The sequence below is a fragment of the Methyloversatilis universalis FAM5 genome, assembly GCF_000214035.2.
Lineage (GTDB): Bacteria > Pseudomonadota > Gammaproteobacteria > Burkholderiales > Rhodocyclaceae > Methyloversatilis > Methyloversatilis universalis.
Window position 1 is genome coordinate 325,419 of sequence record NZ_AFHG01000059.1, and the last position, 13,463, is coordinate 338,881.

General features: G+C 69.6%; 11 protein-coding genes. All 11 read right to left on the reverse strand.

What is annotated here, in order from left to right:
• Positions 1-2: 2 nt before the first annotated feature.
• Genes acsF through bchF form a run of 11 tightly spaced genes read right to left on the reverse strand, consistent with a single transcriptional unit; the run spans position 3 to position 13,310 of the window.
• Positions 3-1,079 carry a magnesium-protoporphyrin IX monomethyl ester (oxidative) cyclase gene (gene acsF, locus METUNV1_RS19380; protein ID WP_008064773.1) on the reverse strand — a complete coding sequence of 359 codons (1,077 nt, stop codon included), beginning with the start codon at positions 1,077-1,079 and terminating at the stop codon, positions 3-5.
• Positions 1,076-1,546 carry a photosynthetic complex assembly protein PuhC gene (gene puhC, locus METUNV1_RS19385; protein WP_008064775.1) on the reverse strand — a complete coding sequence of 157 codons (471 nt, stop codon included), beginning with the start codon at positions 1,544-1,546 and terminating at the stop codon, positions 1,076-1,078. Before puhC ends, acsF begins: the two co-directional genes overlap by 4 nt.
• Before the next feature lie 10 nt (positions 1,547-1,556).
• On the reverse strand, positions 1,557-2,258 hold the full coding sequence (puhB, locus tag METUNV1_RS19390; protein WP_008064777.1) for a photosynthetic complex putative assembly protein PuhB: 702 nt from the start codon (positions 2,256-2,258) through the stop codon (positions 1,557-1,559).
• Positions 2,255-3,025: a photosynthetic reaction center subunit H gene (gene puhA / locus METUNV1_RS19395; RefSeq protein ID WP_008064780.1), complete on the reverse strand. Its 771-nt coding sequence runs from the start codon at positions 3,023-3,025 to the stop codon at positions 2,255-2,257. Before puhA ends, puhB begins: the two co-directional genes overlap by 4 nt.
• Before the next feature lie 25 nt (positions 3,026-3,050).
• Positions 3,051-4,505 carry a BCD family MFS transporter gene (locus tag METUNV1_RS19400; RefSeq protein ID WP_008064782.1) on the reverse strand — a complete coding sequence of 485 codons (1,455 nt, stop codon included), beginning with the start codon at positions 4,503-4,505 and terminating at the stop codon, positions 3,051-3,053.
• The gene (bchM, locus tag METUNV1_RS19405) at positions 4,502-5,197 is read right to left on the reverse strand and encodes a magnesium protoporphyrin IX methyltransferase (protein ID WP_008064784.1); all 696 of its coding nucleotides are present in this window, start codon (positions 5,195-5,197) and stop codon (positions 4,502-4,504) included. The genes METUNV1_RS19400 and bchM overlap by 4 nt, the downstream gene beginning before the upstream one ends.
• Before the next feature lie 2 nt (positions 5,198-5,199).
• Positions 5,200-6,126 carry a ferredoxin:protochlorophyllide reductase (ATP-dependent) iron-sulfur ATP-binding protein gene (bchL, locus tag METUNV1_RS19410; RefSeq protein ID WP_008064786.1) on the reverse strand — a complete coding sequence of 309 codons (927 nt, stop codon included), beginning with the start codon at positions 6,124-6,126 and terminating at the stop codon, positions 5,200-5,202.
• 31 nt (positions 6,127-6,157) lie between these two features.
• Entirely contained in the window at positions 6,158-9,934 is a 3,777-nt protein-coding gene (locus METUNV1_RS19415) for a magnesium chelatase subunit H (RefSeq protein ID WP_008064788.1), read from the reverse strand.
• A complete protein-coding gene (bchB, locus tag METUNV1_RS19420) occupies positions 9,909-11,501 on the reverse strand; it encodes a ferredoxin:protochlorophyllide reductase (ATP-dependent) subunit B (protein WP_008064790.1) in 1,593 nt (530 codons plus the stop codon). Before bchB ends, METUNV1_RS19415 begins: the two co-directional genes overlap by 26 nt.
• A gap of 10 nt (positions 11,502-11,511) precedes the next feature.
• Positions 11,512-12,792, reverse strand: coding sequence for a ferredoxin:protochlorophyllide reductase (ATP-dependent) subunit N (locus METUNV1_RS19425; protein WP_008064792.1), 1,281 nt, complete (start codon positions 12,790-12,792; stop codon positions 11,512-11,514).
• Positions 12,789-13,310 carry a 2-vinyl bacteriochlorophyllide hydratase gene (gene bchF / locus METUNV1_RS19430; protein WP_008064794.1) on the reverse strand — a complete coding sequence of 174 codons (522 nt, stop codon included), beginning with the start codon at positions 13,308-13,310 and terminating at the stop codon, positions 12,789-12,791. Before bchF ends, METUNV1_RS19425 begins: the two co-directional genes overlap by 4 nt.
• Positions 13,311-13,463: the final 153 nt, after the last annotated feature.

Below are 13,463 nucleotides of genomic sequence, written 5' to 3' on the forward strand. Positions count from 1 at the left end.
GCTCACCAGGCCGGCGACACGCGCACGTCGTCCGGCACCGTGTTCGGCTTGACCGGGTGCAGGTAGAGACGGGCGAAGGTGCCGAAGGCGGCCACTGCGCAGACGCCGCGCTTGAGCAGACCGGTGAGGCCGCCCTGCTGCTTGGCCCACTCGTTCGCCTGGGCCAGCGCGAACAGCCGTTCGAGGCCGGCGCGGAAGGCCGGGCTGTCGGTGTCCAGTGTCAGCGGGAACACCTGTTTCGAGATGTCCGAGGTGATGCGGAATACAGCGTAGTCGTAGCTGTCCGCCTCCAGTCCCATGGCCTGGTGCAGCTGCGGCCGCATGTGGTCGCGCACGTACATCGTGGCGTACACCGCGAGCAGGAAGAAGCGCACCCACAGCAGATTGGCGCCGCGCAGCAGGTGAGGCTGGGCGCGCAGGATGAGGGCAAACGATTCGCCGTGCCGGAATTCGTCGTTGCACCAGCGCTCGAACCAGCGAAAGATCGGATGGAAGCGCAGTTCCGGATGACGTTCGAGCTGCCGGTAGATGGTGATGTAGCGTGCATAGCCGATCTTCTCCGACAGATAGGTGGCGTAGAAGATGTATTTCGGCTTGAAGAAGGTATAGCGCTTGGTGCGCTTCAGGCTGCCCAGATCGACGCCGAGGCCGTAGTCCTTCAGCGACATGTTCAGGAAGTTGGCATGGCGCGCCTCGTCGCGTGCCATGTAGGCCATCAGTGCCTTGATGTCCGGGTTGTCGACGTTCTTCTTGATTTCGTTGTACAGCACGCAGCCGGAGAACTCGGAGGTGATCGAGCTGATCAGGAAGTCCATGAACTCCTGGTGCAGGGCCGGTGGCAGGTCGCGGATCTGTTCGCCGAAATCGGCGCTGCGCTGGAAGTGGTCGTGATTGTTGTCGCCTTCGTACTCCAGCATCATCGCGTCCCACTCGGCGCGCACCGGGCTCACGTCCAGCCGGTTCATCGCGTCGAAGTCGGTGGTGTAGAAGCGCGGGCTCAGCATGGTGCTGACGCGCGCCTTGTCGGTGGCCTCGACGGAAACGGCGGCCTGCGGCGCAGGCTGTGTGGCGGTGCTCATGGCTGTGCTCCCGATGCATGCAGGGTGGGGCGGCCGGCGTCGAGCAGCCGGCCGAAGGCGCCGGCGTTCACCGGGCCGAAGGATTCGAGGTCGACCCGGCGTGCGGTGCCCGGGTCGATCAGCGTGAGCCGGCCGTCGGCGCGGGCGACCAGCGAGAACGGCTGCTCCGGCCCGATCTGCTGGCGGCGGCGTTCGCGCACCAGACCGCGCAGCGTGCCGCGCACGAAGCCCTGTTCGCCGACGAAGGCGTCGATCTGGGTGCCGGTCCGCGCGTCGATCACGGCGATGCTGCCGTCCGGCCTGTCCTCGAAGCGCAGCGCGCGCTCCGCGATCGCCGGCGCGTCCGGTGCGGCGATCGGTGTGCCGGACACACGGACCAGCGCCACCGCGGCCAGCACGCCTGCCAGCGTCAGGCCGATGGCCAACAGCGGCCAGCGCGGCAGTGCGGGGGCGGAATGCGCGCTCATGCGGTCGGCCTCAGTGCGTTGCCAGCTGCGGCGCGCCGGCGGTGCGGCGGGCACGCGGTGCGGGCGCATCGGCGGCCTGCGCGCGTGCCGGCTGCAGCCCTGCGCGGTGCGCGGTCTGCCAGGCTTCGGTCAGCAGGCCGGCGACGCGGGCGGCGTCGGCGATGCAGCACAGCATGGGCTCCGGCCGCGCGGCCCGCCACGGTCGCGCGTGCGGCCACAGGTGCAGCAGCGCGATGCGGTCGGGCGCGGCCAGCAGCAGCGGAATGTTGCCGTGCCCGTCGCGCGTGAGCTTCAGCCCGGCCGATTCGATGCGGTTCAGCGGCAGGTTGAAGGTGAGGCTGAGCACGATGCCGACCCGCATCACGACGCGGCGGTCGGTGATCGTGTAGACCGTGGTGCGCGCGCTCAGCCAGGCGAGCAGCGTGATCATGCCGAGCGCGGCCAGCACCAGTGGCAGCAGCATCAGCACGGCACTGGCTGCGTCGCCGAAGCTGCCGCCGTCGGCGACGACGAAACCGGCGCGCAGCGCGAGGATGACTGCGAAGTAGAGCGCCAGCGCGCGCAAGTGGAAGCGCTCGCGTGCCAGTTGCTTCCAGTCCGGGCCACCCTGCCAGAGCAGGGTTTCGTCGGCCGGCAGCCGTTCAGGCAGGCCAGGCGCAGCTTCGAACTCGTGTTCGTGGCCGTCGTGGCGGACTGCGCGCAGGCCGCTCACAGCAGAGGTTCCTTGCGCGACGCCTCGGCGTACAGCGTGCCGCCGCCGTAGTAGGCCATCACCTTTTCCTCTTCCAGCAGCGTGATGCGATCAGTCGCCCTGGGCTGGGGCACGCTGGCGAACTGGTGGCCGAGGATGGAGGCCACCCTGACCGCGCGTTCGCCGACACGGCAGAAGTTCATCGGCAGCAGCACGCGACGCGTGCCGCCTTCGGCCGGCACGTCCAGTTCGAGGTAGCGGAAGATCGCTTCCGAGCGGTCCACCCAGAGGTCGCGTACCACGCCGCCCCGTGCGCCATCGGCGCCGAGCACCGGCAGACCGCGCGGGTCGGTGTCCTGGTGCGCGACGTCGTAGTCCGGCGCGTCGCGCAGCGGAACGATGCGCAGCGCGCCGTCAAAGGTGAGGTCGGGCAGGTCGGCGCGGTCAGCCCAGGCGCCGGGACCGACGCCATCCAGCATCGGGTTGCCGGTCGGGTCCAGCGGGGCGCCCGGCCAGTTGCCGCTGGGCGTGGCCTTCAGCGTCTGCGGCGACCTGAAGTCATTGGGTACGGTGACCGTGCGGCCGTCCTGCAGGCGGAAGGTCTTGGGGTCGGGAATCGGTGGATAGCCCTGCACGCGGATGCTGTCCGAGCGGTCCGATTCCAGCGGGTAGCCCTCACGTTTGCTCTCCTGGTGCAGGTGGTAGATCAGCCCCGCAAAGAAGATCCAGAACGCGTACAGCACGAGCTGGGCGACGTCGATGTACTGTGTGATGGCGCCGGTTTCCATGGTCATTCTCCTGTGTGATGGATGGTCAGCCGGGGAAATCGGCCAGTCCGAACTTCGCGCTGGCCGGAGCCGGTGCGTGCGGGGCGCTGCGCACCAGTGGCCCGAGTGCGACCAGGCTGGCGAACAGCAGATAGATTTCGCAGTGATAGACGAAGCTGTAGCCGGTGGCCGGCGAGATGAGCGCCGGGCCCAGCGTGCCGGCGGCGGCCAGCGTGGACACCATGTCGCGCAGCGCACCGCCGAGGGCGATGGCCAGGCCGGTGCTGCAGGCATGCACCGCACCCCAGGCGCCGAGCGCCAGTCCGTTCAGGCCGCCGCTGTCCAGCCCCATGGCGGCGGTCAGCATGCCGACCGAGAACAGTCCGCCGCCGAAGCCGATCAGGCCGACACCGCCGCGGAACAGCGCGGCCGAGTGCAGCGGCTCGGCGAACACCACGGTCGAGAAGGCGACGATGCCGATCAGCGCGCCGAAGGCGGCGACGCGGCAGGCATCGACGCCGCGCGCCAGCGTGCGCGCCGCGAAGGCAAAGGCGGCCAGCGCGCCGCAGGCCATCAGCGCGGTCAGTGCGGTGGTCGCGCCGACGCCCATGCCCAGTACCTCGGCGCCATACGGTTCGAGAATGATGTCCTGCATGCTGAAGGCGGCACTGCCGAGCCCCAGCGCCAGCAGGTAGCGGGTGGCGCGCGCGTGCGTCGCGAACTGCTGCCAGATCGTGCGGAAGGGCGGGCGCGGCGCGTCGGTGCCGCGTGCGCTGCGCGCCTCCTGCTTCCACAGCGCGGCGATGTTCAGCGCCATGGTGAGCAGGGCCGATCCCTGGATCACCTGGATCAGCCGCAGCTGAGAGAAGTCGGCCAGCAGCAGACCGAATGCGATGCCGCTGCCCACCATGCCGACCAGCAGCATCAGGTACATCAGCGCCACCACGCGCGGGCGCGCCGCGGCCGGTGCGAGGTCGGTGGCGAGCGCGAGGCCGGCGGTCTGTACCGTCTGCATGCCGGCGCCCACCATCAGGAAGGCGAGCGCGGCGCCGGCCTGGCCCACCCATTCCGGGCCGCGCGTGTCGCCGGACAGCAGGATGAGCGAGAAGGGCATGATGGCCAACCCGCCGAACTGCACCAGCGTGCCCATCCACAGATAGGGCACGCGGCGCCAGCCGAGCGCCGAGCGGTGAGTGTCCGAGCGGTAGCCGAGCAGCGCGCGGAAGGGCGAGAACAGCAGCGGCAGCGCCACCATGGCGGCCACCAGCCAGGCGGCCATGCCCATCTCGACGATCATCACCCGGTTCAGCGTGCCGATCAGCAGCACGGTGGCCATGCCGACCGACACCTGGAACAGCGACAGGCGCAGCAGGCGGGCCAGCGGCAGCGCGTCGCTGGCCGCGTCGGCGAAGGGCAGGAAGCGCGCGCCGACACCGGTCCAGAGCCGTGCGGCACGGGCGTTCAGTGCGGGCAGTCCGTGCCCTCTGCGCGGCGCGTTCATGTGCGCACCAGTTCCATCGCCTGCGAGGTGTAGAAGCCGCTGACCACGCGTTCGCTGCGCAGCGGCGCCATCGCGCGCAGGCCGTCCTCCTCGGCGATCAGGCGGCCGAGCACCGCGGCGCGCACCGGTTCGATCGCCGGTGCCCGGTTGCCGCGCGGAAACAGGCGGCCGACGAAATGCATGGCGTCGAGCGCGCGCGTGCTGGGCGGGAAGGTGAACAGGATGGAGGCGGCGGTCCGTGCGGCCAGACCGGACAGCACGCGCACCGCGTCGCGCGGCCGGTAGTGGATGAGCGAATCCATCGCCACCACGTGGTCGAAGTGACCGAGCGCCGGATCCAGCATGTCGCCGGAGCGGAAGTCGATGTGGCCGGCCAGGCCCTGCGGCATGCGCTCGCGCGCCAGCCCGACCAGGGTCGGCGACAGGTCGATTGCGACGACATGCGCGCCACGGCGTGCCGCCTCGACCGCCAGCGCGCCGGTGCCGCAGCCGGCGTCGAGCAGCCGGCGGCCGCGCATGTCCTCCGGCAGCCAGTCGAGCAGCGTGGCGCGCATGCGGTCGCGGCCGGCGCGCACGGTGGCGCGGATGCGCCCGACCGGTGCGTCCGAGGTGAGCCGCTTCCAGGCATCCACCGCGGTGCGGTCGAAATAGGTGGCGATCTCGCCACGGCGTTCGAGGTAGGAGCTGTCCATGATCAGTCGAATCCCAGCAGGTCGAAAATGTCGCGGTCCTTCATCGGCGCGCATTCCAGCGGATCGGCGCCGGCCCACAGCGAGGCGGCCAGGCGCAGGTATTCGTGCTGCACCGCCTCGACCTCGACCGTCGGATCCATCTCGAACAGCGTGGCCTTCTTCAGCCGGCTGCGGCGGATCACGTCGAGGTCCGGAAACTGCGCCATGGTCTTCAGGCCGACCCGCTCGTTGAAGCGGTCGATCTGGTCGGTGGCATTGCTGCGGTTGGCGATCACGCCGCCCAGTCTCACCTTGTAATTCTTCGACTTGGCCTGGATGGCGGCGACGATGCGGTTCATCGCGAAGATGGAATCGAAGTCGTTGGCGGTCACCACCAGCGCGCGGTCGGCGTGCTGCAGCGGTGCGGCGAAACCGCCGCACACCACGTCGCCGAGCACGTCGAAGATGACCACGTCGGTCTCGTCGAGCAGGTGGTGTTCCTTCAGCAGCTTCACGGTCTGTCCGACCACGTAGCCGCCGCAGCCGGTACCGGCCGGCGGGCCGCCCGCCTCGACGCACATGACGCCGTTGTAGCCGGGGAACACGAAGTCCTCCGGCCGCAGTTCTTCCGAATGGAAATCGACGGTTTCGAGAATGTCGATCACCGTCGGCACCAGCGACTTGGTGAGCGTGAAGGTCGAGTCGTGCTTGGGATCGCAGCCGATCTGCAGCACGCGCTTGCCGAGCTTGGAAAAGGCGACCGACAGATTGGACGATGTCGTGCTCTTGCCGATGCCGCCCTTGCCATAGACGGCGAACACCTTGGCGGTGCCGATGCGCAGCGTCGGGTCCTGATGCACCTGAACGCTGCCTTCGCCGTCCGCCTGCGAGGTGCCGCGACGCGTCTTCAGCGACGACAGCGGGACATGGGTGGTGGTGACTGTATTCACGGTGCGGCCCTGGAGAAGTGGGTGAGGTGCGTCATGCGCTGGCCCGCTGGAACACGCCTTCGAGGCGGTCTTCCAGTTCGTCACCGGCCTCGCGCAGGCGTGCGAGCACGCTGTCGTCCGGCTGCCAGTAACGTCGGTCGTGCGCCTCGATCAGCCGGTTGGCGAGCTTGGCGGCGGCGGTGGGATTCAGTTCGGCCAGCCGGGTGCGCATCTTCTCGTCGAGCACGAAGGTCTGCGTCAGCTGCTGGTACACCCAGGGCGATACCTGGCCGGTGGTGGCCGACCAGCCCATGGTGTTGGTGATGTGCGCTTCGATCTGGCGCACGCCTTCGTAGCCGTGCGCCAGCATGCCTTCGTACCACTTCGGGTTCAGCATGCGGGTGCGCGTTTCCAGCGCCACCTGTTCGTCCAGCGTGCGCACCGATCCTTCGCCCAGGGTCTGGTCGCCGATATAGACCGGTGCCACCGCGGCGTCGGCGCCGCGGGCGCGGCGCACCGCGCGGGAGATGCCGCCCAGCGTGTCGAAATAGGTGTCGACCGTGGTCACCCCCAGTTCGACCGATTCGAGGTTCTGGTAGGCCAGTTCGACGTCGGCCAGCACGCTGGCGAGCAGCGCGCTGCGGGCGACCGGACGGCCGCTGCGGCCGTAGGCGTGGCCCTTGCGTCGGGTATAGGTTTCCGCCAGTTCGTCCTCGTCGTCCCAGCGGCTGTTCTCGATCAGGTGATTCACGTTCGAGCCGTAAGCGCCTTCGGCATTGCCGAACACGCGCAGCGCGGCGGTTTCGAGGTCGCAGCCATTGGCCGCCTGGAAGGCCAGTGCGTGCTTGCGCACGAAGTTGTGCGCCAGCGGCTCGTCGGCGCTGGCGGCGAGGAAGGCGGCTTCGGCCAGCATGCGGATCTGCAGCGGCATCAGGTCGCGGAAGATGCCGGACAGCGTGATCACGACATCGACCCGCGGCCGGCCCAGTTCTTCCAGCGGCACCAGCTGCGCACCGACCAGGCGGCCGTAGCTGTCGAAGCGCGGCTGCGCGCCCATCAGCGCCAGCGCCTGCGCGATCGGCCCGCCCTCGCTCTTCAGGTTGTCGGTGCCCCACAGCACCATGGCAATCGATTCCGGGAAGGGGTGGCCGTCGTCGGTATGGCGGGCGAGCAGCCGGGCCGCCTGTTTCGCGCCATCGATCACGGCGAAGGCGCTCGGGATGCGGAAGGGGTCGAAGCCGTGCAGGTTGCGGCCGGTCGGCAGAACCGCCGGCGTGCGCAGCAGGTCCCCGCCGGGCGCAGGACGGACGAAGCGGCCGTCCAGTGCGTGCACCAGCGCATCGACCTCGTGGTCCTTCGCCAGCAGGCGGTTGGTTTTCGTCAGTTCTTCGATCAGCGCGCGCGTGCCGTCATCGTCGGCCAGGTTGCCTGCGCTGCGGATGCGCTCCGGGCTGTCGCCGCGCATGACCGCGGCAATCATCGCGCGCGGCAATTCGATGCCGTGACCGGCCTGGGCGACCGCGTGCAGCAGGTCGGCACGTTCGGTTTCTGTCGGCGCCTCGCCCACCACGTGCAGACCGCAGGGGATGAGCGTGCGCTCCAGTTCGTGCATCTGCAGGCCCAGCGTCGTGATGGCGGTTTCAGCGTCGGCCCATGGCGGCGTCGCCGCGCACAGTTCGAGCGCAGCCGCCTGCGCCTGGATCAGCGCAGCCAGTGCCGGCGCCTCGCGCTCGCTGCCCGGTTCGCGTGCGCGCCAGCGTTCGACCGATACCTTCAGTTCGGCCAGTCCGGCGTACAGGCCGGCCTGGGTGACCGGTGGCGTCATGTAGCTGATCAGCGTGGCGCCGGAGCGGCGCTTGGCCAGCGCGCCCTCGGACGGGTTGTTCGAGGCGTACAGGTAGAGGTTGGGCAGCGCGCCGATCAGGCGGTCCGGCCAGCAGGCGCCGGACAGGCCGGCCTGCTTGCCCGGCATGAATTCGAGCGCACCGTGGGTGCCGAAGTGCAGCACCGCGTGGGCGGCGAAGTCCTCGCGCAGCCAGCGGTAGAAGGCGGAAAAGGCGTGCGTCGGCGTGAAGCCCTGTTCGAACAGCAGGCGCATCGGGTCGCCTTCGTAGCCGAAGGACGGCTGCACGCCGACGAACACGTTGCCGAAGCGCGCGCCGAGCACGAACAGGTGACGGCCGTCGCTCAGATCGCGGCCGGGTGCCGGGCCCCAGTGCGCCTCGATCTCGCGAAGCCAGGTTTCCCGCCGCACGTGTTCGTCCGCCGGGATCCGGTGATGCACATTGGCCGGTGCGCCGAAGCGCTCGGCATTGCCGGTCAGCAGCGCGTCGCGCAGTGCCGACTCGCTGGCAGGCATGTCGATCTGGTAGCCCTCGCGCTTCAGCGCGCCCAGCGTGCGGTAGAGCGAGGCGAACACCGACAGGTGGGCGGCGGTGCCGACCGCGCCGCCATTGGGCGGGAAGTTGAACAGCACGACCGCAACCCGGCGCTGCGCCCGTTCGGCGCGGCGCAGCGCGATCAGCCGCGCCACCTTGTCCGAAAGCATGTCGGCGCGCTCGGCGCACACGTGCATGTCGCGCCCGCCCTCGCTGGGCGGGAAGCTGCAGCGGCGCGCGCAGCCTTCGCAGGTACCGCCGGCGCCGGCCGAGCGGCCGCCGAACACCATCGGACTGGTGGCGCCGTCGAGTTCCGGGATGGCGACCATGATGGTGTTCTCGACCGGCAGCAGGCCGCGCTCGGAGGCGCCCCACTGTTCCAGCGTCTGGAACTCCACCGGGTGGGCGGCGAGGTAGGGCACGTCCAGTTTCGCCAGCAGGTCTTCCGCCGCTTTCGCGTCGTTGTAGGCCGGCCCGCCGACCAGCGAGAAGCCGGTCAGCGAAACCACTGCGTCGACCACGGCGCGGCCGTCGCGGATGAAGAAGCGCTCGACCGCCGGCCGCGCGTCCAGACCGGTGGCGAAGGCGGGAATGACCGACAGGCCGCGCGCTTCCAGCGCGGCGATCACGCCGTCGTAGTGGGCGGCGTTGCCGGCCAGCAGGTAGGAACGCATCAGCAGCACGCCGACCGTGCCGCGCGCGTCCGGCGCAGTCGGCAGCGCAGCGACCTGTTCGCCGATGCGCTGGGCGATGCGCGGGTGATAGACGCCGACCTCCGGGTAGTCGAACGGTGCGCCCGCTTTCATGCGGCCGCGCAGATGGGCGCGCGGGCCGTCGGCGTAGCGGTCGATCAGGAAGCGCACCATGTTGGCGATGTTGTCCTGCGAGCCCGCCAGCCAGTACTGCAGCGTCAGGAAGTAGGCGCGCACGTCCTGTGCGGTGCCGGGTATGAAGCGCAGCAGCTTGGGCAGGCGGCGCAGCATGCGCATCTGCCGTTCGCCGGAACTGCTGCCGCCCTTGCCGGCATTGCCGCGCAGCCGCTTGAGCAGTGCCATCGGACCGCTCGGCGGCGCGCTCATGTCGAAACGGCCGATGCGGGTCAGCCGCGCGACCTCACTGGCCGACATCGCGCACACCATGGCATCGCAGTGCTCGCGGCGCGCGATCAGCGCCGGCAGTACCGGGCGGAAGTGGTCCTCCATGAACAGCATGGTGGCGATGACGATGTCGGCGGCGCCGATGGCTACTTCGCAGCGCGCCAGTGCCTCCGGCCGGTCGCTCCATTCGGAGGCGGCGTGCACCTCGAGTTCCAGACCGGGCAGTTCGCGCCGCAACGTGCTGCGTGCGCGCTCGGTGGCACTGGCCAGGTGGGTGTCCATCGTGACGATGACCACGCGTACCGGCGTGGCATCGGCGGTCGAGGGCTCAGCGCGCGAAGTGAGCTTTGGCATCGTAGAGCGTCTCCACCGTGATGGTGCTCAGTCCGCGGCTGCGGGCGTAGCTTTCGGTATTGCGGCGCGCCTTGCCGCGGACGAAGAACGGAATCTTCTTCAGTTCGCGCTCGCCGTCCTCGGTCCATGCGGGGGCGTCGTCCGCGTCGTCGCTGCTGCCGAGTTCGGCCACCGCCATCGTCTGTGCGGCGACGGCAGGCAGGTGCGAGGCGGGCGCGGCGTCGTTGAATTCGAAGTCGTCGCGGAACATCTGCAGCAGGTGCTCCTCCAGCCCCATCACCAGCGGATGCACCCAGCTGTCGAACAGCACGTTGGCGCCTTCGAAGCCGTACACCGGGCTGTAGCGGGCGGGCACGTCCTGCACGTGGATCGGGCTCGATATGACGGCGCAGGCGATGCCGAGCCGCTTGGCGATATGACGCTCCATCTGCGTGCCGAGCACCAGTTCGGGTGCGGCGGCGGCGATGGCCTTCTCGACTTCGAGGTAGTCGTCGCTGATCAGCGCCTCGACGCCGTAACGCGTCGCCGCCTCGCGCACGTCGCGTGCGAAGTCGCGGGCATAGCAGCCGAGGCCGACCACGGTGAAGCCCATCTCTTCGGTCGCGATGCGGGCGGCCGCGATCGCGTGCGTGGCGTCGGCGAAGATGAATACCCGCTTGCCGGTCAGATAGGTCGAGTCGACCGAGCGCGCATACCAGGGCTGGCGCGAGGCCGAAGTGCCGCGTCCGGCTGCACCCGGCGTTTCACTGGCCAGCAGCGGTGACGGATCGACGCCGGCCAGTGCGGCGACTTCGGCGATGAAGTCGCGCGTGGCGCCGACGCCCATCGGAATGGTCCGCGTGGCCGGCATGCCGAAGCTGCGGCCGAGCCAGCCGGTCAGCGTGCGCGACACCTCCGGGTAGAGATCGATGTTGAAGTCGGCATCCGGCAGGCGGCGCAGGTCGTCGACCGAGGCGCCGAGCGGTGCCACCACGTTGACGTCTATGCCGAGCGCGTCGAGCAGGCGGCGGATCTCGATCACGTCGTCACGGCAGCGGAAGCCGAGTACGGTCGGGCCGAGCAGGTTGGCGCACGGCCGGCGCGCCGGGTCGCGCGGCGGGCGGCTGCTTCCGGGCGCCGGCACCTGGTCAGCGAGCAGGGCACGCACCAGGTGGTAAAAGGTTTCGGCGGCGCCCCAGTTCTCCTTCTTCGAGTAGGCGGGCAGTTCCAGCGGTACCACCGGTATCGGCAACTGCATGCCGGCAGCCAGCGCGCCGGACTGGTCCTGGATCAGCTCGGCGGTGCAGGAATCGCCGACCAGCAGTGCGGCGGGGCGATGGCGTTCCCAGGCCTCGGCGACCGCGGCCTTCACCAGTTCGGCGGTGCTGCCACCGAGGTCGCGAGCCTGGAAGGTGGTGTAGGTGACCGGCGGCCTGTGGTCCTGCCGCTCGATCATCGTGAACAGCAGGTCGGCATAGGTGTCGCCCTGCGGTGCGTGCAGCACGTAGTGCAGGTCGCGCATCGAGGTGGCGATGCGCATGGCGCCGATGTGGGGCGGGCCTTCGTAGGTCCAGAGCGTGAGCTGCATCGTGCGTCCCTCAGACGGCCAGCCGTGCGCGGCGCGCGAACGGACGGGCGAACAGTTCGGCCAGATCGCCCGCCTGGTCGTAGCCGTGGATCGGCGAGAACACCAGTTCGATCGACCACTTGGTGGCCAGGCCTTCGGCCTCGAGCGGATTGGCCAGACCGAGACCGCACACGGTGAGATCGGGACGGGCGGCGCGCACGCGGGCGAGCTGGCGCTCCAGGTGCTGGCCTTCGCTGAGCACGGCGTCCTCCGGCAGCAGTGCCAGTTCTTCGCTCACCATCTGGCGGTCGAGAAAGGGCGTGCCGACCTCGATCAGCCGCATGCCCAGTTCGCGATGCAGGAAGCGTGCGAGCGACGGTTCGAGCTGCGAATCCGGCAGCATGAACAGGCTGCGTCCGGCCAGCAGCGGGCGTTGCCGGGCGAGTGCGGTTTCAGCCCGCGCACGCGCCGGCGCGGTGACCGCGTCGAAGGCGGCCGGTGTCACGCCCCAGGCGCGGGCGGCCGCTTCCAGCCAGGCGGTCGTGCCTTCGGCGCCGAAGGGGTAGGGCGCGTGCAGCAGGCGGGCGCCGCGGGCGACCAGCGCGCGCACGGTGTCGCCATTGAAGGGCTGGGCCGGCAGCAGGTCGGTGTTCGGACCGATCGCCGGCACGTCGGATGCGCGCCGGCCGGGCAGGAACACCACGTCTGCGATGCCCATCTGCTCGAACTGGCGCCGGAACTGGTCCTCGACCACGTCCGGCAGACAGCCCACCACCATCAGCTGGCGCGCGTCGGTGTGCGGCATCAGCGGCACGAAGGTGCGCAGCGCGGCGTCCTCGCCCTGGGTGAAGGTGGTTTCGATGCCGGAACCGGAATAGCTCAGCACCCGAACCTGCGGCAGCAGCCGGGCATTGAGGCGTTCGGCGGCGCGTGCCAGGTCGAGCTTGATCACTTCCGACGGGCAGGACCCGACCAGGAACAGCGTGCGGATTTCCGGCCGGCGTTCGAGCAGCGTGACGCACAGGCGGTCGAGTTCGTCGTTGGCGTCGGCCATGCCGGCCAGGTCGCGGTCGGTCAGGATGGCGGTGCCGAAGCGCGGCTCGGCGAAGATCATGACGCCGGCGGCGGACTGGATCAGGTGGGCGCAGGTACGCGAGCCGACCACCAGGAAGAAGGCGTCCTGCAGCTTGCGGTGCAGCCAGACGATGCCGGTCAGGCCGCAGAACACTTCCCGCTGGCCGCGTTCGCGCAGCACCGGGCGTTCGCCGCAGCCGCTGCGGGTGGTGACCGGAATGTCGTGCAGATTGCTCATGCCTGCACCGCCGGTGCGGGCTCGCAGGCGACCGGTCCGGTCACGTCCAGCCGCGCGGCGCGCAGCTTGAGCAGGAACTGTCCGGCGTTGATGACATAGGTGAAGTAGGCGGCCAGCGCGAGCCACATCAGGCCGTCCGGGCCCAGGCTGCCGGTCGCCAGTGCGACCAGGTAGGCGGTGTGCAGCGCGAGTACCGCGAAGCTGAACACGTCCTCCCAGAAGAAGGGGCGGGCGAACAGCCAGACGCCGAACACCGCCTTTTCCCAGATCGAGCCGGTCACCATGATGGCGTACAGCAGCAGGGTCTTGATCACCACCGACCAGGTCGCGGCGGTCAGGCCTTCGCCGGACCACAGATAGCGCAGCACGAGCGCGAGGCTGATCGCGAAGGCGATGAACTGCACCGGCGCCAGCACCCCCTGCACCAGGGTCCAGGGCGAATCGTCACGCCGGCGGCGTTCTTCCGGCGTGTAGAGCGGCGTGTGCCGCGTCGCCGGTGAGGCCTCTTTGTTGCGCATCGTCGCGTCTCCTCTGTCCTCGTAATCGAATCTAGACGGCTGAGGACAAAGTGTCAATGTAAATTGACGTCACGACGAAATTACATTGGTCGGAGGCGATGCGTGCGGAGCGGGCGCCCGTCCGGCGGACCGCGCGGTCAAAAATGACAAGTT

What these genes read in the sequence shown, in the direction of transcription:
- acsF (WP_008064773.1), bottom strand. Translation starts at nt 1,079, where the DNA reads ATGAGCACCGCCACACAGCCTGCGCCGCAGGCCGCCGTTTCCGTCGAG.
- puhC (WP_008064775.1), bottom strand. Translation starts at nt 1,546, where the DNA reads ATGAGCGCGCATTCCGCCCCCGCACTGCCGCGCTGGCCGCTGTTGGCC.
- puhA (WP_008064780.1), bottom strand. Translation starts at nt 3,025, where the DNA reads ATGGAAACCGGCGCCATCACACAGTACATCGACGTCGCCCAGCTCGTG.
- METUNV1_RS19400 (WP_008064782.1), bottom strand. Translation starts at nt 4,505, where the DNA reads ATGAACGCGCCGCGCAGAGGGCACGGACTGCCCGCACTGAACGCCCGT.
- bchM (WP_008064784.1), bottom strand. Translation starts at nt 5,197, where the DNA reads ATGGACAGCTCCTACCTCGAACGCCGTGGCGAGATCGCCACCTATTTC.
- METUNV1_RS19415 (WP_008064788.1), bottom strand. Translation starts at nt 9,934, where the DNA reads ATGCCAAAGCTCACTTCGCGCGCTGAGCCCTCGACCGCCGATGCCACG.
- bchB (WP_008064790.1), bottom strand. Translation starts at nt 11,501, where the DNA reads ATGCAGCTCACGCTCTGGACCTACGAAGGCCCGCCCCACATCGGCGCC.
- METUNV1_RS19425 (WP_008064792.1), bottom strand. Translation starts at nt 12,792, where the DNA reads ATGAGCAATCTGCACGACATTCCGGTCACCACCCGCAGCGGCTGCGGC.
- bchF (WP_008064794.1), bottom strand. Translation starts at nt 13,310, where the DNA reads ATGCGCAACAAAGAGGCCTCACCGGCGACGCGGCACACGCCGCTCTAC.